Source organism: Bradyrhizobium sp. SZCCHNS3016 (assembly GCF_032484535.1).
In the GTDB taxonomy this organism is placed as follows: domain Bacteria; phylum Pseudomonadota; class Alphaproteobacteria; order Rhizobiales; family Xanthobacteraceae; genus Bradyrhizobium.
Genome location: NZ_JAUETE010000006.1, coordinates 26,053 through 43,843, shown reverse-complemented (window position 1 = coordinate 43,843; position 17,791 = coordinate 26,053). Strand labels below are relative to the sequence as shown.

General features: G+C 66.2%; 18 protein-coding genes. 15 read left to right on the top strand and 3 right to left on the bottom strand.

Going from position 1 to position 17,791, the window contains the following annotated elements; genetic code table 11:
• Positions 1–31: 31 nt before the first annotated feature.
• Positions 32–337 (bottom strand): hypothetical protein, encoded by a 306-nt coding sequence (locus QW881_RS13495; protein ID WP_315757852.1) that lies wholly within the window; start codon positions 335–337, stop codon positions 32–34.
• A gap of 387 nt (positions 338–724) precedes the next feature.
• Positions 725–2,530, bottom strand: a complete 1,806-nt coding sequence (recQ, locus tag QW881_RS13490) for a DNA helicase RecQ (protein ID WP_315757851.1) — start codon at positions 2,528–2,530, stop codon at positions 725–727.
• Between the two features lie 253 nt (positions 2,531–2,783).
• Here recQ and QW881_RS13485 point away from each other — a divergent pair, with 253 nt between their 5' ends.
• The 13 genes from QW881_RS13485 (at position 2,784) to dhaK (ending at position 14,058) form a co-directional block, all read left to right on the top strand.
• A complete protein-coding gene (locus QW881_RS13485; protein ID WP_315757850.1) occupies positions 2,784–3,641 on the top strand; it encodes a 4'-phosphopantetheinyl transferase in 858 nt (285 codons plus the stop codon).
• 331 nt (positions 3,642–3,972) lie between these two features.
• On the top strand, positions 3,973–5,304 hold the full coding sequence (locus tag QW881_RS13480) for an ABC transporter substrate-binding protein (protein WP_315757849.1): 1,332 nt from the start codon (positions 3,973–3,975) through the stop codon (positions 5,302–5,304).
• Positions 5,305–5,428: 124 nt separating this feature from the next.
• Positions 5,429–6,391, top strand: a complete 963-nt coding sequence (locus QW881_RS13475; RefSeq protein WP_315757848.1) for a sugar ABC transporter permease — start codon at positions 5,429–5,431, stop codon at positions 6,389–6,391.
• Entirely contained in the window at positions 6,388–7,341 is a 954-nt protein-coding gene (locus QW881_RS13470; RefSeq protein ID WP_315757847.1) for a carbohydrate ABC transporter permease, read from the top strand. The genes QW881_RS13475 and QW881_RS13470 overlap by 4 nt, the downstream gene beginning before the upstream one ends.
• Positions 7,338–7,556, top strand: coding sequence for a hypothetical protein (locus tag QW881_RS13465; RefSeq protein ID WP_409999019.1), 219 nt, complete (start codon positions 7,338–7,340; stop codon positions 7,554–7,556). The genes QW881_RS13470 and QW881_RS13465 overlap by 4 nt, the downstream gene beginning before the upstream one ends.
• A gap of 4 nt (positions 7,557–7,560) precedes the next feature.
• Positions 7,561–8,673 (top strand): ABC transporter ATP-binding protein, encoded by a 1,113-nt coding sequence (locus tag QW881_RS13460; protein WP_315757846.1) that lies wholly within the window; start codon positions 7,561–7,563, stop codon positions 8,671–8,673.
• Positions 8,666–9,676: an ABC transporter ATP-binding protein gene (locus QW881_RS13455; RefSeq protein ID WP_315757845.1), complete on the top strand. Its 1,011-nt coding sequence runs from the start codon at positions 8,666–8,668 to the stop codon at positions 9,674–9,676. The genes QW881_RS13460 and QW881_RS13455 overlap by 8 nt, the downstream gene beginning before the upstream one ends.
• 3 nt (positions 9,677–9,679) lie before the next feature.
• Positions 9,680–10,285, top strand: a complete 606-nt coding sequence (dhaL, locus tag QW881_RS13450) for a dihydroxyacetone kinase subunit DhaL (RefSeq protein WP_315757844.1) — start codon at positions 9,680–9,682, stop codon at positions 10,283–10,285.
• A gap of 2 nt (positions 10,286–10,287) precedes the next feature.
• The gene (dhaM, locus tag QW881_RS13445) at positions 10,288–10,686 is read left to right on the top strand and encodes a dihydroxyacetone kinase phosphoryl donor subunit DhaM (protein WP_284416623.1); all 399 of its coding nucleotides are present in this window, start codon (positions 10,288–10,290) and stop codon (positions 10,684–10,686) included.
• Positions 10,687–10,698: 12 nt separating this feature from the next.
• Positions 10,699–11,001, top strand: a complete 303-nt coding sequence (locus QW881_RS13440; RefSeq protein ID WP_315739286.1) for an HPr family phosphocarrier protein — start codon at positions 10,699–10,701, stop codon at positions 10,999–11,001.
• A gap of 2 nt (positions 11,002–11,003) precedes the next feature.
• Entirely contained in the window at positions 11,004–12,623 is a 1,620-nt protein-coding gene (gene ptsP, locus QW881_RS13435) for a phosphoenolpyruvate--protein phosphotransferase (protein ID WP_315757843.1), read from the top strand.
• Complete coding sequence (locus tag QW881_RS13430) at positions 12,620–13,072, top strand: hypothetical protein (protein WP_315739288.1); 453 nt, start codon at positions 12,620–12,622, stop codon at positions 13,070–13,072. Before ptsP ends, QW881_RS13430 begins: the two co-directional genes overlap by 4 nt.
• Positions 13,069–14,058, top strand: a complete 990-nt coding sequence (dhaK, locus tag QW881_RS13425; protein WP_315757842.1) for a dihydroxyacetone kinase subunit DhaK — start codon at positions 13,069–13,071, stop codon at positions 14,056–14,058. The genes QW881_RS13430 and dhaK overlap by 4 nt, the downstream gene beginning before the upstream one ends.
• 12 nt (positions 14,059–14,070) lie before the next feature.
• Here the strand turns inward: dhaK and QW881_RS13420 are convergent, their stop codons facing one another.
• Positions 14,071–14,847 carry a GntR family transcriptional regulator gene (locus QW881_RS13420; protein ID WP_315757841.1) on the bottom strand — a complete coding sequence of 259 codons (777 nt, stop codon included), beginning with the start codon at positions 14,845–14,847 and terminating at the stop codon, positions 14,071–14,073.
• Positions 14,848–14,913: 66 nt separating this feature from the next.
• Here QW881_RS13420 and QW881_RS13415 point away from each other — a divergent pair, with 66 nt between their 5' ends.
• Together QW881_RS13415 and QW881_RS13410 are read left to right on the top strand one after the other, a co-directional pair.
• Positions 14,914–16,245: a M20 family metallopeptidase gene (locus tag QW881_RS13415; RefSeq protein ID WP_315757840.1), complete on the top strand. Its 1,332-nt coding sequence runs from the start codon at positions 14,914–14,916 to the stop codon at positions 16,243–16,245.
• A complete protein-coding gene (locus QW881_RS13410; protein ID WP_315757839.1) occupies positions 16,233–17,783 on the top strand; it encodes an ABC transporter substrate-binding protein in 1,551 nt (516 codons plus the stop codon). The genes QW881_RS13415 and QW881_RS13410 overlap by 13 nt, the downstream gene beginning before the upstream one ends.
• Positions 17,784–17,791: the final 8 nt, after the last annotated feature.

Below are 17,791 nucleotides of genomic sequence, written 5' to 3'. Positions count from 1 at the left end.
GGCATCCCCACGCGACGCGCGGCGCCTGCGATCAGCCGCGGCTGAGCTCCTGCACGCCGTCGTGAACCTGGTAGACGACCTTGCCCTCGCGCCAGGCGAACGCGCCGCCGGGCTCGCGGCAGACGATGCCGGCTTCCGGAATCAGCTTGTCGCAGAGCATGACGATGATGTCCTCCAGCGGTGCGCTGGTGTCGTTCTCCTCGGTCATCCGGTCGATCGAGGTCTCGCCGCCCTCGACGCCGTCGTCGATGTGGACGATGAAGATCTCCTCATGGCCATGGATGCCATGCGCCGTCACCCGAAACACTTCCCCCTTGTACTCGAATTCCCGAACCATCGCGTCCGCCCATATGAGTTTGTTGATTGCCGTTTCAAGCGGGAACGGAAACTAAGAGCGTGCCGCGCGAGGGTCAAGAAAAGTCGGTGTCGGGAATCCGACAAAATACAACGGGTGCGAACGCATGCTACGGGTGTGCGCGCATGTTCGCTGCACGACGGGCAATCCGTGCATGCCGCTCATGCACGAACTGCCCGTGCAGCCGGTTTGTCGTCAACTAATCAATTGCACTCGGGCAAATCACCGTCACATTTCCGCGCATCCGGCTCGCCGACGTTTCGCGATCGTCACGAGCGTCCGGCCGGGATCGCGAGCCCATGTGTGAGGCCATGTGTGCCGTCTGATAGTCGAGCGAAGGAGTCGCGGTGCTGCGGGACGATGGCGGGCTCAGGCGCCCGCATCATGCGCTTTGATGACCGCCACGAATGCCTCGCCGTAGCGCGCGAGCTTGACCGTGCCGGCGCCGGGGATGCTCGCAAGCTCCGCGACGGAGCGCGGATGGCGGGCCGCCATTTCGGCCAGCGTCTTGTCGTGGAAGATGACGTAGGGCGGCACGTTCTGGGCCTTGGCGAGCTCCATCCGCCGGACGCGCAGCTTCTCGAACAAGTCGCGGTCGAGGTCAGGAAATGTCGTCGTGGTCTGCCGCTCCCGAGCCTTGCGGTCGCGCCTGGTCTTCTTCAGCACGCGCAGGCTGAGTTGCGGCTTGTCGCGCAGGAACTGGCGGCCCTCGGGCGAGATCGACAGGCCGCCATGGCCGGCGACGTCGACGCTGATCAGCCCATGCGCGACGAGCTGGCGGACGATGGAGCGCCAGGCGTTGCGGTCGTGCTCCTTGCCGATGCCGAAGGTGGAGAGCTTGTCATGGCCGAGCCGTTCGATGCGCTCGTCCGTCTCGCCGAGCAGCACCGCGACGACGTGGGCCTGGCCGAAGCGCTCGCCGGTGCGGTGGATGCAGGACAGCAGCTTCTGCGCGGCGATGGTGCCGTCGAAGGTCTCGGGCGGGTCGAGGCAGATGTCGCAATTGCCGCACGGCGCGCAATCGTCGCCGAAATAGCGCAGCAGCACCTGGCGCCGGCATTGGCAGGTCTCGGCGAAGCCGAGCAGCGCATCGAGCTTGCGGCGCTCGGTGCGCTTGCGCGCATCGGGCGCGTCCGACTCATCGATGAAGCGGCGGCGCAGCGCGATGTCCTCAGCGCCGTACAGCATCAGGGTTTCCGATGGCAGGCCGTCGCGGCCGGCGCGGCCGGTCTCCTGATAGTAGGCCTCGATGCTCGACGGCAGATCGGCATGCAGCACGAAGCGCACGTCGGGCTTGTCGATGCCCATGCCGAAGGCGATGGTGGCGACCATGATCAGCCCCTGCTCAAGCTGGAAGCGACGCTGGTTCTTCTCCCGCGCCTTCATCTCCATGCCGGCATGATAGGGCAGCGCGGGAAAGCCGTGGTCGCTGAGCGAGGCGGCGACCTCCTCGGTCTTGCGCTTGGACAGGCAATAGACGATGCCGCTCTCGCCCTCGCGGGATTTCAGGAAGGCGAGCATCTGCTGCATCGTGCTGGTCTTCTCCGCCGCGCCGTAGCGGATGTTCGGCCGGTCGAAGCCGGCGATGAAGCTGTTGCCGTCGCCGATCGAGAGATGCTCGACGATCTCGGCCCGCGTCGGCGCATCGGCGGTGGCGGTGAGCGCGATGCGCGGGATCGTCGGGAACAGCCCGGCGAGACAGTCGAGGGCGCGGTATTCGGGCCGGAAATCATGGCCCCATTGCGAGACGCAGTGCGCCTCGTCGATGGCGATCAGCGACAGTTGCGCGGCCTTGAGACGCTCCAGGTTCTCCGGCCTGAGCAGCGTCTCGGGCGCCATGTAGAGCAGGTCGAGCTCGCCGCGTTCGATGTCCTGCCACAGCAGGTCCTTCTCGGCGCCCCAGAGCCGCGAGTTCAGAGCCGCGGCCTTCACGCCGGCCTGCCGGAGCGCGGTGACCTGGTCCTCCATCAGCGCGATCAGCGGCGAGATGATCAGCCCGAGGCCGGGACGCGCCAGAGCCGGGATCTGGTAGCACAGCGACTTGCCGCCGCCGGTCGGCATCAGCACGAAGGCATTGTGTCCGGCGATCACGTGCTCGACGATGTCGCGCTGCCGCCCGCGAAAGCTGTCATAGCCGAACACGGTCTTGAGGATCGAGAGCGGATTGGCGGTCATGGGAACGCACTTCTTCGGCAGACGGAGGGACTGGATAAGTCCCGTCGCAGCCCGCCGCCGTCAAGCGAAAGCTGCCCGGTGACGCGCATTTCAGCGGCGCGGAGAAGCATGGCGGGGACAGCGGCAGGGGCGCGTTGGACAAGCCGACGAGTTATGGCAGAATCGACTTGCATCGCATTATGTTCCGATCCTGATACGAGCATGGGCTGCCGGGGCGAGCTGGGTGCATTGGCACCTCGCCGGGCGCAAGGTGGTGCTGGTCGATGCCGATCCGCAGTGGTCGGTGGTGCGGCTCGCCGAGCGGCAGCGTGCGCTCGCCATGCAAAGCTCGGGCGCGTGGCGCCGCGAGATCGCGAAACATGTTGAACCGTTGGAATTCGCTTCGACGTCGCCGTGTCGTATACGGTGGCGGTCGGTCGAGGCCGGTCCGCAAAGAGACGCGCGTGCAGAGTTGGTGACGAGGGTGCTTGCAGATCTGTTTGAAGGCCCGGTCGTCGTCGTGGCCTCCAGCCTCTCGCTGGCGGACGACGAACTGTTTGCCGAGGAGCGCGCTCATGTTCAAGCCGCGGTCGCCAAGCGGCGGGCCGAGTTCGCGACCGCGCGGGTCCTGGCGCGCAGGGCGCTGGCCGCGCTCGGAGCTCCGCCGGTGGCGCTCGTCCCGGCGCCGGATCGCGCGCCGGTGTGGCCGCCGGGCTATGTGGGAAGCATCTCACATTGTGCCGATCATTGCGCCGTGGCCGTAGCCCGAAGCAGGGATGTCTCGTCGCTCGGACTGGATGTCGAGGACCTGCGCGAGCTCGATCCGTCGATGCGCGACCTGGTGCTTACGCCGGCCGAGCGGCGATGGCTTCGCGCGCAGCCGGACGCGTTGCAGCCGATGCTGCCGATCGTGATCTTCAGCGCGAAGGAAGCCTACTACAAATGCCAGTATCCGATCACGCACGGCTTCCTGGATTTCCAGGACGTCGAGCTCACGATCGCATGGGCGGCAGGCACGTTCGAGGCGCGCGTCGAGAGAGAGGGATGGCCGGCCGTCGTTGCTCGCCTTGCCGGACGCTTCCTCATCGCTGACGGCCGGGTCAGTTGCGGCGTGACGTTGGCGAAGGGCTGATCGCGCGGATGCAGCCTGGAGTTGGGCCGAGCCTGCGTCCTGGCGGCTGCGCCGGAGAGTCGCGCCATCGCCATCCCGGCAAACCTCCGGACGACGAGCAGCTTACCGCAGTCGCTAAACATGATGCGCTGCAAACGTGGCGAAAACGCGCTTGACATGTTTAGTCATCCACAATCTACTAAACAAAATACTTAACTCGGACCAATGATCCGGGGCCATGGGGAAACGCTTGCGGCTCGCGCTGTCGTTGTGACGGCGCCGCTCGCCGCAGGCCATGCATCGCCGTCACCCACGCGAAGCGGGGACGGCGCCAACAGGGAGGGAGTGCCAGATGAAGTTGCTGCAGACATTTGCACTGACGGCGACGGTCGCCGCTGCGACCGTGCTCGGCGCATCCGCGCCGGCACGCGCCGAAGGAAAGACCATCACCTTGTGCTGGGCCGCCTGGGACCCGGCCAATGCGCTGGTCGAGCTGTCCAAGGACTTCACCGCCAAGACCGGCGTCAGCATGAAATTCGAGTTCGTGCCGTGGCCGAACTTCGCCGACCGCATGCTCAACGAGCTGAACTCCAAGGGCAAGCTGTGCGACCTGATGATCGGCGACTCCCAGTGGATCGGCGGCGCCGCCGAGAACGGTCAATATGTCAAGCTCAACGAGTTCTTCGATAAGGAAGGCATCAAGATCTCCGACTTCATGCCCGCTACCGTGGCCGGCTACGCCGAATGGCCGAAGGGCACGCCGAACTACTGGGCGCTGCCGGCGATGGGCGACGCCAACGGCTGGACCTATCGCAAGGACTGGTTCTCACGGCCTGAAATCCGCGAGGAGTTCAAGAAGAAGTTCGGCCGCGAGCTCGAGGTGCCGAAGACGCAGGAAGAGCTGAAGGACATTGCCGAGTTCTTCCAGAAGCGGGTGATCGACGGCAAGACCGTCTATGGCGCGGCGATCTTCACCGAGCGCGGCTCGGAAGGCATTACCATGGGCGTCACCAACGCGCTCTATCCGTTCGGCTTCAAGTATCAGAACCCGAAGAAGCCGTATGACATGCAGGGCTTTGTCAATTCCGACGACGCCGTGAAGGGCCTCGAATTCTACAAGGCGCTGTACAAGTGCTGCACGCCGCCCGGCTATTCGAATGGCTACATGCAGGAAGGGCTCGACGCCTTCAAGTCCGGCCAGGTCGCGCTGCAGATGAACTGGTTCGCCTTTTTCCCGGGCCTCTACAAGGACCCCAATGTCGGCGGCGACAAGATCGGCTTCTTCGTCAACCCGGCGCAGAAGGAGAAGGGCTCGCAGCTCGGCGGGCAGGGCATCTCGGTGGTGGCCTATTCGCCGAACCGTGCCGAGGCGCTGGCCTACATCAAATGGTTTGCCTCGCTCGACACCCAGAAGAAATGGTGGGCGCTCGGCGGCTATAGCTGCCACAAGGGCGTGCTCAACGACCCCAACTTCAAGAACACCGCGCCGTTCGCTGCCGACTTTCTGGTGGCGATGGACCAGGTGGTCGATTTCTGGGCCGAGCCGTCCTACGCGCAGCTCCTGCTCGCCATGCAGAAGCGCGTCCACGACTATGTCGTCGCCGACCAGGGCACCGCCAAGGGCGCGCTCGACGGGCTGATCGCCGACTGGACCAAGGTCTTCAAGGAGGACGGCAAGCTCTGACGGCCGCGGCACCTCGCGCACACGCGGAATGCGCCACGACAATCCCTCCGGCGAGCTTCGGCTTGCCGGGCGGACCAACCAGTCTCACCGCCAGCCAGAAGCAGCCAGTGAAGCAGTCCCTCGCATGACCGACCAAACCGGACTGAGCAGCCTCGTTGACCGCGCCGCCCTCGTGACGCCGCCGGTCGTGGCGGGGCGCGTGCGCGGCCTGTCCGAGCTCGCCATCGCCTGGCTGTTCATCACGCCGACCATGCTGCTGCTGCTCGCGATCAACATCTTCCCGTTGATCTGGACCATCCGGCTGTCCTTCACCAATTATCGCGCGAACCGTCCGAACGCCACCGTGCTCGATGTCGGGCTCGCCAACTACCAGTCGATCCTGACCGATCCGGACGTCTGGGCGGCGATGACGGTGACCGCGCGCTTCGTGTTCTGGACCATCCTGATCCAGACCGTGCTGGGCTTCACCCTGGCCTGGCTGATCGACAAGAAATTCCGTGGCCACGGCCTTTGGACCACGTTGATCCTGCTGCCGATGATGCTGTCGCCGGCCGTGGTCGGCAATTTCTGGACCTTCCTGTACCAGCCGCAGATCGGCCTGTTCAATTACGTCATCGCCGCCGTGACCGGCATGCCGGCGTCGTCGTTCCAGATGCTGGCGCAGGTGCCGCTGGCGCCTTGGGCCATCGTCGTCGTCGATACCTGGATGTGGACGCCCTACGTGATGCTGATCTGCCTCGCAGGCCTGCGCTCGATTCCCGACTACATCTATGAGGCGGCCGAGGTCGACCGCGCCTCGCCGTGGCGGCAGTTCTGGTCGATCACGCTGCCGATGGCGCTGCCCTTCATCATGCTCGCGGTGTTGTTCCGCGGCATCGAGAACTTCAAGATGTTCGACATGGTCAACCTGCTGACCGGCGGCGGCCCAGGCTCGACGACCGAGGTCGCCTCGATCACCTTGAAGCGCGAGGCGTTCGAAAAGTGGCGCACCGGCTATTCCTCGGCGTTCGCCATCATCCTGTTCGTCACCGTGTTCGGTCTCGCCAACATCTACGTCAAGGCGCTCAACCGGGTGAAAAGCCGATGACCGGTCTCGCAACCGCCCATTCCGTCGTTGATCCGTCGCCGCTGACCAAGCGGATCGCGGCAACCGTGGTGATCGCCTATGCCCTGATCACTTTGGTGCCGCTGCTGTGGATCTTCATGACCGGATTCAAGTCGCCATCGGACGCGATCGCCTATCCGCCGAAGCTGGTCGCCGAGCCGAGCCTGGAGGGTTACTGCAACCTGTTCACGACCCGGACCCGGCAGGCCCCGGAGTACATGGCCAAGCTGCCGCCGGCCGCCAGCCTCTGCGACAGCATCTCGCGCGGCCGCAACATGGTGGTCGCGGGTCCATCGAACTACATCCCGCGCTACGTGAATTCACTGGTGATCGCGTTCGGCTCGACCGCGCTGTCGGTCGTGCTCGGCACGCTTGCGGCCTACGCCTTCTCGCGCTTCAAGGTGCCGCTGAAGGATGACCTCTTGTTCTTCATCCTGTCGACGCGGATGATGCCGCCGATTGCGGTCGCGATCCCGATCTACCTGATGTATCGCGAGCTCGGCCTGTCCGACACGCGGCTCGGCATGATCCTGCTCTATACGTCCGTCAACATCTCGCTCGCGGTCTGGCTGCTCAAGGGCTTCATGGACGAAATCCCGCGCGAATACGAGGAGGCGGCGATGGTCGACGGCTACACCCGCCTGCAAGCCTTCTTCAAGGTCGTGTTGCCGCAGGCCACCACCGGCATCGTCGCCACCGCGATCTTCTGCCTGATCTTCGCCTGGAACGAATATGCCTTCGCGGTGCTTCTGACCTCGGGCACGGCGCAGACCGCGCCGCCCTTCATTCCGATTATCATCGGCGAGGGCGGCCAGGACTGGCCGGCGGTAGCGGCGGGCACCACGCTGTTCCTGATCCCGATCGTCGTGTTCACGGTGCTGCTGAGGAAACACCTGTTGCGCGGCATCACCTTCGGAGCGGTGCGCAAATGAGCGAGATGGCACAAGAGCAACCGGCCGATGTGGCCTCCACGCGCTGGCCACGGGCGCTACGGCGCGGCCCGATGGAGACGCTGGCGACGATCCTCATTGCGGCGGGCGTGCTGATGCTGCTGCAGCCGTTTGCGCTGGTGCTCTACACCTATTCCTTCATCACCACGCTCGCTGGTGTCGTGATGTTCACCATCGTCTCCAAGTTCCCGGACTGACGCCATGGCCGAGATCCGGATCGAGAACCTGTTCAAGGAGTTCGGCGGCTTTGCCGCCGTGCGCGGCACCAGCTTCGCGATCGCCGACGGCGAGTTCTTCTGCCTGCTCGGTCCTTCCGGCTGCGGCAAGACCACCACGTTGCGCATGATTGCAGGCCTGGAACTGCCGACGTCGGGGACCATCAACCTCGGCGGCGAGGACGTCACCTTCCGCCGCGCGCGTGAGCGTGACATCGCCATGGTGTTCCAGCTGTTCGCGCTCTACCCGCACATGAACGTACGCCGGAATATCGCCTTTCCGCTGGTCTCGATGGGGGTGCCCAAGGCGGAGATCAGGCGGCGGGTCGAGGAAGCGGCGCGCATCCTGCGCATCGACCATCTGGTCGACCGTCCGGTGAGCGGGTTGTCGAGCGGCGATCGCCAGCGCGTCGCACTCGGCCGCGCCATTGTCCGCGAGCCCAAGGCGTTCTTGATGGACGAGCCGCTGGGCGCGCTCGATGCCGAGTTCCGTCACATCATGTGCGGCGAGCTGCGCGCGCTACACGACCGGCTCAAGGCGACCACTGTGTTCGTTACTCACGACCAGCTCGAGGCGATGTCGATGGCCGACACGATCGCGGTGATGAATCGCGGTGTCGTGGAGCAGCTCGGAACGCCCCAGGAGATCTACGACCGTCCCGCCACGATGTTCGTCGCGGACTTCATCGGCTCGCCGGCGATGAACTTCATCCGCTTCGAGGGCAGGCTAGGCGCCGGCACGAACTGCGTGCGCATCGACGGCGCCGAAATCGGCGTGCCCGAGCTGCGCGAGGATGCCGAGAGTGACGAGCTGGTTCTCGGCGTGCGGCCGGAGCAGGTGGCGCTCAGCGCGGAAGGCGGGCTGCGCGGCGAGGTGTTTGGCACCGAATATCTCGGCACCACCCAGATCATCACCGTCACGACGGCTCGCGGCACCGTCAAGGCGCGCGCGCCCGCGGCGGTCCGGATTGAGCGCGCCGAGCCGGTCGGACTCGGCTTCCGCGCCGACCGGCTTTCGCTGTTCGACGCCGCCACGGGCCGTGCAATCCGCACGGCGCTGTATGAGCAGCCGGTGAGAGGAGGGCGCCATCATGGCTGAGACGCGTCTTAACGCCGTCAGCAAGTCGTTCGGCTCCAAGCCGGCGGTACGGGATTTGTCGCTGATCATCCGCGATGGCGAGCTCGTGGTGCTGCTCGGTCCGACCGGCGCCGGCAAGACCACGACGTTGCGCCTGGTGGCAGGCCTCGACATGCCGGATAGCGGAAGCATCACTATCGGCGGCGTCGATCAGACGAAAGCGACGCCGGCCGCGCGTGACGTCACGTTCGTGTTTCAGCAATATTCGCTCTATCCGCATCTTTCGGTGTACGACAATCTCGCCTTTCCGCTGCGCTCGCCGGTGCGCAAGATTCCGGAGGCTGAGATCAAGCGCATCGTCGGTGACGTCGCGGGGATGCTGCGGATCGAGGACAAGCTCGGCAACCGCGCTACTCAGCTCTCGGGCGGTCAGATGCAGCGCGTGGCGATCGGCCGTGCGCTGGTGCGCAGACCTGCGATCGCATTGCTCGACGAGCCCCTGTCCTCGCTCGACGCCAAGCTGCGTTCCGAGCTGCGCATCGAGCTCAAGCGCATCCAGCAGGATCTCGGCGCCACCATGCTCTACGTCACCCACGACCAGATCGAGGCGATGACGCTTGCCAACCGCATCGGCGTGATCGAGCAGGGCCGGCTGGTGCAGGTCGGCAGCCCGCGGGAGGTCTATGAGGATCCGGCCAATACCTATGTGGCGACCCGGCTCGGCAGTCCCGGCATCAATCTGCTGCCGCGCGGGCTGTTTCCGGATCTCGCAGTGCCGGGCGACGTCGCGACGATCGGCGCGCGCACCGAGCACATGACGGTCCGGCGCGCCGAGACCCGTGCGGACGCACGGGTGAAATGGATCGAGCATCTCGGCGATCAGAATCATCTGCATATCACACTGCAGGACCAGACCATCGTCAGTCTGGTCGAGCCGGATACGGAATTGAAAGTCGGCGACGCCGTCGCTATCGAGTTCACCCGGCCGCTGCTGTTCGACCGGGCGGGCCAGCGGGTGAGATAGACAATGGACCAGGCGTTCAAGCGCAGGCTGATCATGGCGATGGCCTATGCCATCATCGCGCATGCCGAGGAACTGACCGCGCTCGATTCGGCGATCGGCGACGGCGATCACGGACTCAACATGAAGCGCGGCTTCGAGGCCGTTCTCGCCGATGTCGAGAACATTTCAGCCAAGCCTCTTCCCGAGGCGCTGAAGGCGGTCGGCATGGCGCTGGTGATGAAGGTCGGCGGTGCGTCCGGTCCGCTCTACGGCACGCTGGCGATGGGACTTGGCAAGGTGCTGCCATCAGAGCCATCTGCCGCTGAAGCGGCGGCGGCGCTCGGGCGTGCCATTGCGGACGTGAAAGCCCGCGGCAAGTCGGAAGCAGGCCAGAAGACCATGCTCGACGTCTTGATCCCGGTGCAGGCAGCTTTTGCGGCCGGTGGCGACGATCTCGCCACCCGGCTGCCCGCGATCGCTGCCGAAGCCGCCGACGCGACCGTGCCGATGCTGGCGATCCGCGGCCGTGCTTCGTTTCTCGGCGAGCGTTCGATCGGGCACATGGATCCCGGCGCGCGCTCGTCCAGCCTGCTCGTGCAGGCGATCTGCAGCGTATTCAATGAGGCCTGATCATGAGTGAGCAGAAGAATGTCGGCATCGTCATCGTGTCGCATTCCGCCAAGGTGGCGGAAGGCGCGGCCGACATGGTCAGGCAGATGGTCGGCGACAGCGTGCCGCTCGCGGCGGTCGGCGGCAATGCCGATGGCGGACTCGGCACCGACGTTGGCGCCATCATGGGCGCGATCGACAAGGCATGGTCGGAGTCAGGTGTTGCGATCCTGGTCGATCTCGGCGGCGCTGAAACCAACAGCGAGATGGCGGTGGAGATGATGCCCGAGGAACGGCGCGAGCGCATCGTGATCTGTAACGCGCCGCTGGTCGAAGGCGCGGTGATGGCGGCGACGGAAGCCTCCGGCGGCTCGCCGCTCGATGCGGTGCGCGCAACCGCCGAAGAGCTGATGGGCGGATGAGCAGGAACGAGAATGGCTGACGGTGGAGAGATCGGCATGCAGGAAGCGAAGGCGCATGCGCTGCTGACCAACGAGGTCGGGCTGCATGCGCGGCCCTCGGTCAAGCTGACCCAGCTCGCCAAGCGCTTTGCGTCGACCATCGAAGTCGCGATCGCGGCCGACGGGCCCTGGACCGATGCCAAGAGCCCGGTGAAGATCATGCGCGTCAAGGCCGCCAAGGGCGAGACGCTGTTCCTGCGCGCCAATGGAACCGATGCCGAGGCCGCCATCGCCGCGCTGGTCGATCTGGTGAACCGCAAGTTCGACGAGGAGTGACGATGGAGCGGCGCATCTTCGGGCGGGCGGCGTCGGACGGGCTGGCCATCGGGCCCGCGGCGATCCTGCATGCGCTGGAGGGCGCCAGCCGGAGGAAAGGGGCGATCGCCGAGGAGCATGAAGCGCTCGCCGTAGCGGTCGCGCATGCGCGCGAGGCCGTAGCCGAGCTGATCGACAGGCTCGAGGGAGACGCCGCCGAGCTGATCGGCTTTCAGCTCGCGCTGCTCGAAGACGATGCGCTGACCGAGGCGGCTTACGTCCAGATCGAGGGCGGCGTCGCTGCGGATTTGGCCTGGCGCGCGGCGATGGCGGAGGAGATGGCGGGGTATGAGTCCGCCGAGGACGAATATTTCCGCGCCCGCGCTGGCGACCTCGCCGACATCCGGGATCGCGTACTGCGACACTTGTTTGGCTTGCAGCAGAACGGCAAGTTGCCGAAGGGGGCGATCGTCGTTGCGCGTGATCTGGCGCCATCGGCTTTCCTCGCCATCGAGTGGACGAATGGAGGGGGCATCGCGCTCGGCGAGGGCAGCCCAACCAGCCATGTCGCGATGTTGGCCCGCAGCCGCGGCGTGCCGATGGTGGTCGGGCTCGGTCACGATTGGGACAAGCTGACAGGGGATTTGCTGGTCGATGGCGGTCGCGGTGTCGTCATCGCCGATCCCAGCGCGCACTCTGTCGCCGCCGCGCGGGCGGAGGACGAGACGGTCTCGCGCCGCAGGGCGGAGGCAAGGGCACGGCAGCACGAACCGGCACTGACGCGCGACGGCACCTTCGTTTCCGTGCTCGTCAACATCTCCGGTCCCGGCGATATGACGGCGCTGCCAGCCGCAGCGTGCGATGGCGTCGGTCTGGCGCGCACGGAGTTTCTCACCGGCAACCTGCTTCACGACGAGGAGGCGCAATATCACGCCTATGCCGAGCTCGTGCGCTGGGCCGAAGGCCGGCCGGTCACGATCCGCACGCTCGATGCGGGCGGCGACAAGCCGATTCCGGGCTACACGATCGATGGTGAGAGCAACCCGTTTCTTGGCCTGCGTGGCCTCCGTCTGTCGTTGCGTCATCCCGAGATCTTCCGTGTTCAACTGCGCGCGCTGGCGCGCGCCGCTGCGCTCGGACCGCTCAAGGTGATGCTGCCGATGGTGACCAATGCAGCGGAGCTGGACGTCGCGCGTTGCCATCTCCGCGCCGTGCTCGCCGAATTGGCCGCCGGCAACGCCGCGTTCGCCGCGCCGGCCTTCGGAATGATGGTCGAGGTGCCGGCTGCTGCGTTGGCAGCGCATGACTTCGCTGCGGACTTCTTCTCGATCGGCACCAATGACTTGACCCAATACGCGACCGCTGCTTCGCGTGACGGCGCCGAGGTCGCCGACTATGCCGACGTGCTGCATCCCGGGGTGTTGGCGATGATTGCCCATGTGGTGCGCGCTGGTCGCGCGCGGGGCGTGGAAGTCTCGATCTGCGGCGACGCCGCCGGGGATGTCAGAGCCATGCCGGCGCTGCTTGGGGTCGGCGTGCGCGCGCTGTCAGTTGCGCCAGGCCTGCTGCCGCTGGTGAAGTCGGCGATCCGCGAGCTTGACCTCGCCAAGGGCACGGAGAAGGCCGCGGGAGAGGGCGCATGAGTGACCAGGATGCATCGGGGGGCGCAAGCCCGCTCGCCGAATACAAGGCGATCCTGCGCGCGGTGATCGACAGCCGTCCCTCCGGCACACGGCAGCGGTTGGCGGAGGCGATCGGCAAGAATCGCAGCTTCATCTCGCAGATCGTCAATCCGGCCTATGCGACGCCGATCCCGCTGCAGCATCTCGAGACCATCTTCCACATCTGTCACTTCTCGCCGCATGAGCAGCAGGCGTTTCTGACCGCCTACCGCGCCGCGCATCCGGGCCGGCTGGACGAGGCCGAGGCGCAGCGGCCGATGCGGCGCCTCGTGGTCGAGTTGCCGGACTTCGGCGACCCCGCGCTCAACGCCCATGCCGACCGCATCATCACTGGCGTCGCGCGCGGCATCACCGCGCTGATCTCAGCCAACGAAAACAACGACGACGCCGAACCGGGAGGGAAGCCATGAAGAAGCTGATCAACGCCGTTTCCGACGTGCTGACCGAGAGCCTGCAGGGTTTTGCCGCCGTGCATGGCGACATCGTCGCGCTGGGCGAGGACAACAAGTTCGTTCGCCGCAAGAGCCTCAAGCCGAGCAAGGTCGCGCTGATCTCCGGCGGCGGCTCCGGCCATGAGCCGCTGCATGCCGGCTTCGTCGGGCAGGGCATGCTGGACGCCGCCTGTCCGGGCCAGGTGTTCACCTCGCCAACGCCGGACCAGATGCTCGCGGCCGCGCAGGCCGTGGACACGGGCGCGGGCGCGCTGTTCATCGTCAAGAACTACGAAGGCGACGTGATGAATTTCGCGATGGCCGCGGAGATGATGGAGACCAAGGTCGCGACCGTGATCACCGACGACGACGTCGCCGTCGAGACCTCGACCTATTCGACCGGCCGCCGCGGTGTTGCCGGCACGCTGGTCGTGGAGAAGATGCTTGGCGCCGCGGCGGAGCAGGGGCGCGATCTCGATGCGCTCAAGGCGCTCGGCGACAACGTCAACAGGCGCACGCGGTCGATGGGCGTGGCGCTGACCTCTTGCACCGTGCCGGCCGCCGGCAAGCCGACCTTCACGCTCGGTGACGACGAGATGGAGATGGGCGTCGGCATCCATGGCGAGCCCGGCCGCCGCCGGGTCAAGCTGGCCTCGGCCGATGCGATCGCCGAGGAGATGATGGGCGCGATCCTGGCCGATCTCGCGCCCAAGTCCGGCACGCCGTGCCTGCTGCTGGTCAACGGCTTCGGCGCAACGCCGGCGATGGAATTGTACGTGATGGCCAATGCGGCCCGGCGCATCCTGGAAGGCCGTGGGCTCGCCATCGCGCGTGGGCTGGTCGGCTCCTACGTCACCTCGCTCGACATGGCCGGCTGCTCGCTCACGGTCACCGCGCTCGATGAGTCGACGATGGCGCTGTGGGACGCGCCGGTGCACACGGCCGCCCTGCGCTGGGGCTGCTGAGCCGAGGTCCGCTCAGCGGATCTCGTTGGAGTAGTAGTGCTGCGCCGTCGTGGCGCGGTGCTGGCTGAGGATCGCCAGCGCGCCGGTCTGGTCATAGGCTTCCTCGTCGATGACGAGCACGGCGGCTGGCGCGGAGAGGCCGAGCAGCTTGCGGTCCTCCTGGGTGGCGACCTCGGCCGTCACCTTCTCGCGCACCGCGGCGATCCGGATGCCATAGGCCTCGAGCAGATGGCGGTAGATCAGGGCAGGGACCTTCTTCGGCTCGCGCGGAAATCCCGCCACGCGGCTCGCGACCATCGAGATCCGCGAATGCAGCACCGGCGCGCCGGCGACGCGGCGGATGCGATGAAGATGCAGCAGCGGCTCGCCGTCGGCCACGCCGAACAGCGCCGCTTCGGCCGGCTCGGCGGTGCGGGTCGTTACCGACAGCACCTCGGCTTGCGACTGCAGCAGGCTGCCGTCCGCGCCGAGCAGGCGGAAGTACTGGAAGAAGAAGCTGAGCCCATGCTGCGACGCGCGGCCCGTCACCACCGTGCCGGTCTTGCGCCGCCGCATCAGCATGCCGCCGGCAGTGAGGTCGGCCAGCGCCCGGCGGATGGTGCCGACGGCGACGCCATATTGATTGGCGAGCGCGACCTCGCCGGGCAGCACCGTCCCCGGCGGCATGTCGCCGATCAGGATCGCCTCGGCGATCTGGCGCTTGACATGCTCGTAGAGCGGCACCGGCAGCGCGCCTGGACCCGCACCCACCCCGTCTGCCGCTTTGCTGACCACAGCTGCCTTTTTCATGGAATTGACAAATGCCGCGTCGTGAATTCTATTTCTATATAGAATATAGGATTGAGTTGACGGCAAATGATTTCTCAGGGCATTCCAGTGGATCGGGGCGAGCCCAGCCTAGCCGGCGCCTTCGCTGCGATCGACGCCATGGCCGAGACTGCCGTCGAGGACCTGCGGAAGATGGTGGCGGTCGACACCAGCTTTCCGCCGGGCGCCGGCTACGATGCCTTTGCCGACGTGATGGAGCAGCTCGCTAGGCCGCTGGCGCTGGATTGCGAGCGCGTGATTGTCCCGGAGGATCTATGGCGCGCACCGGGGGCGCGCGGACCGCGCACGAATCTGATCGCACGGCGCCGCTCCGGCAGACCGGTGCTCGGGCTCTATTTCCATGTGGACACGGTACCGGCGGCGCCCGACTGGGCGACCGATCCGCTGCAACTGAGCCGCGACGGTGACCGTCTGACCGGACTCGGCGCAGCCGACATGAAGGGATCCGTCGCGGCAGCGCTGCTCGCGCTCCGCGCCGCGCAGCAGACTGGATTGTCGCTGGCCTATGATCCGATGCTGCTGCTGTGCACGGACGAGGAGGCGGGGCTTTATCCCGGCGTGCGCTACCTTGCCGAACAGGGGCGCCTCGAAGGGCATATTCTGAATTTCAACGGCAGCGCCATGCCGCGGATCTGGGCCGGCTGCTTCGGCCTGTTCACGCTCACGGTGCGCGTTCACGGCAAGGCGGCCCATGCCGGCGAGCAGCGCCGTGCCGGCGCCAACGCGATCGAGGCGGCGCTGCCGATCCTCAATGCACTCGCCGCTTTGAAGCCGCTCGTCGCGCAGCGGACATCGACGTTGCCGCCACCTCCGCAGACGGCTGGACCGCTCACCGCGAGCCTCGACATCTCGGCTATTCATGGCGGCCAATGCGGCGGACAGATCCCCTCGCTGGTCGAGATTCTCCTGTGCCGCCGCTATGCGCCCGAGGAGGACTTCGCCGCCGCGCGCCGCGAGATCGAAACGGCGATCCGGCAGGCGGCCGGCATGCTCGACGTCGAGATCATCCTCACCGGTCATCTGATGCCGACATCCGATCCCGGCGGGCCGCATTGGCCGCGCTGGCAGCAGGCGCTGTCGGCCGGTTTCGGCTACGCGGCCGAGGACTTCGCCCGATGGGGGGCGTCCGGCTGCTCCGATTTCGGCTGGGTGCAGCAGGCCACGGGCGTGCAGGAGGTGCTGCTTACGGGCCTCGGCAGGCCCGATAGCCGCATCCATGCGCCGGGCGAATCGACGACGCTCACCGACATCGTCGCATTGGCGAAGTCGGTGCTCGCCTATCTTGCAGCCGAGTTCTGTCCCGAGCTCTCTCCCGAAGCCATCACGCCCGAAAAGGACTTCGCCCGATGCCGTCCGTGACTCGTCGTCATTTCCTTGCCGGCTCCGCGCTCGCGCTTGGTGCCCTGCCGCAAGTCTCTCTCTCCGCCGAGGCGCCCAAGCGCGTCGGCGTGTTGCGGATCTCGGTCGATCAGGGTGCGGCCGTCATTCACCCGCTGCTCGCGCGCGTCAATCCGGAATACCTTATTACCGAGCTGCTCTATTCCAACTTGACCCGGTTGAAGCCGGACATGTCGGTCGAGCCGGACCTCGCCTTGTCGTGGCAGGCCGGCGCGGGGCTCACCGAGTGGACGTTCAAGCTGCGGCCCAATCTCAGCTTCCACGACGGCTCGCCGCTGACGGCGGAGGATGTCGTCGCGACCTTCAAGGCGATCCTCGATCCGAAGACCGCGTCACCGGCGCGTACCAATGTCGGCCCGATCAAGGATGTCGCCGCCGTAGATGCGTCGACCGTGCGGTTCACGTTATCGGTTGCCTTCGCCGATTTTCCGGTCGCGCTCGCCTACAACAATGCGCGCATCGTGCCTGCGAAAGTCGTTGCTGCCGATCTCGCCAGCCTCGCCACCAAGGCGAATGGTTCAGGGCCGTTCAAGCTCGTGTCCTATGAGCCGGACCGCAAGATCGTCGTCGAGCGCAACCCGGTCTATTACGATCCCGCGCGGCCTTCACTCGATCGCGTCGAGATCCTCGTCTATCCCGACCGCACCGCCGAGGCATCGGCTCTGATTTCGGGCGACATCGATCTCATGTTGTCGACCACGCCCGGCGAATATGAGCGGCTCGGCAAGGCCAGCGGCGTCAAGGCGGTGCGGATCCCCTCGGGGCAGTTTCTGAACGTCAACATGGGCTGTGATCAGAAGCCGTTCAACGACGTTCGCGTGCGCCAGGCGCTGGCGCTGACCATCGATCGCGAGGCCATGGCCGGCTTCGTGGCCGGCGGCTATGGCACGCCCGGCAACGACACGCCGCTGAGCCCCGCCTACCGCTTCTATCAGGACCGCAAACTGAAGAAGCCCGACATCGCCAGAGCCAGGCAATTGCTTGCCGATGCCGGCTATCCCTCCGGCATCGACCTGACGATGGTGGCATCCGACAAGCCGGACACGCGCACGCAGCTTGGCGTTGCGATCCGTGAGATGGCGGCGCCCGCCGGCTTCCGCATCAACGTTCAGACGATGCCGCACGCGACCTATCTCGACCAGGTCTGGAAAAAGGGCAACTTCTACGTCGGCTTCTACAACATGCAGTCGACCGCCGACGCGATCTTCAAGCTGCTCTACACCTCGGACGCCGCCTGGAACGAGACGCGCTGGAACAATGCGCGCTTCGACGAGATCGTCAATGCGGCGCGTAGCGAGACCGACGATGCCAATCGCGCCGCGCTCTATGCGCGGGCCCAGACGATGATGAGCGAGGAGGTGCCGTCGGTCATTCCGGTCTTCTTCGACATCCTGGCGGCGCAGCGCGCCTATGTGGAAGGATACCAGCTGCATCCGCGCGGATCGGTGTTCCGGCTCGATCTCGTCTCGCTCGGCGCCGGCGCGCCCAAGCGCAGCTGAGGCAGGAT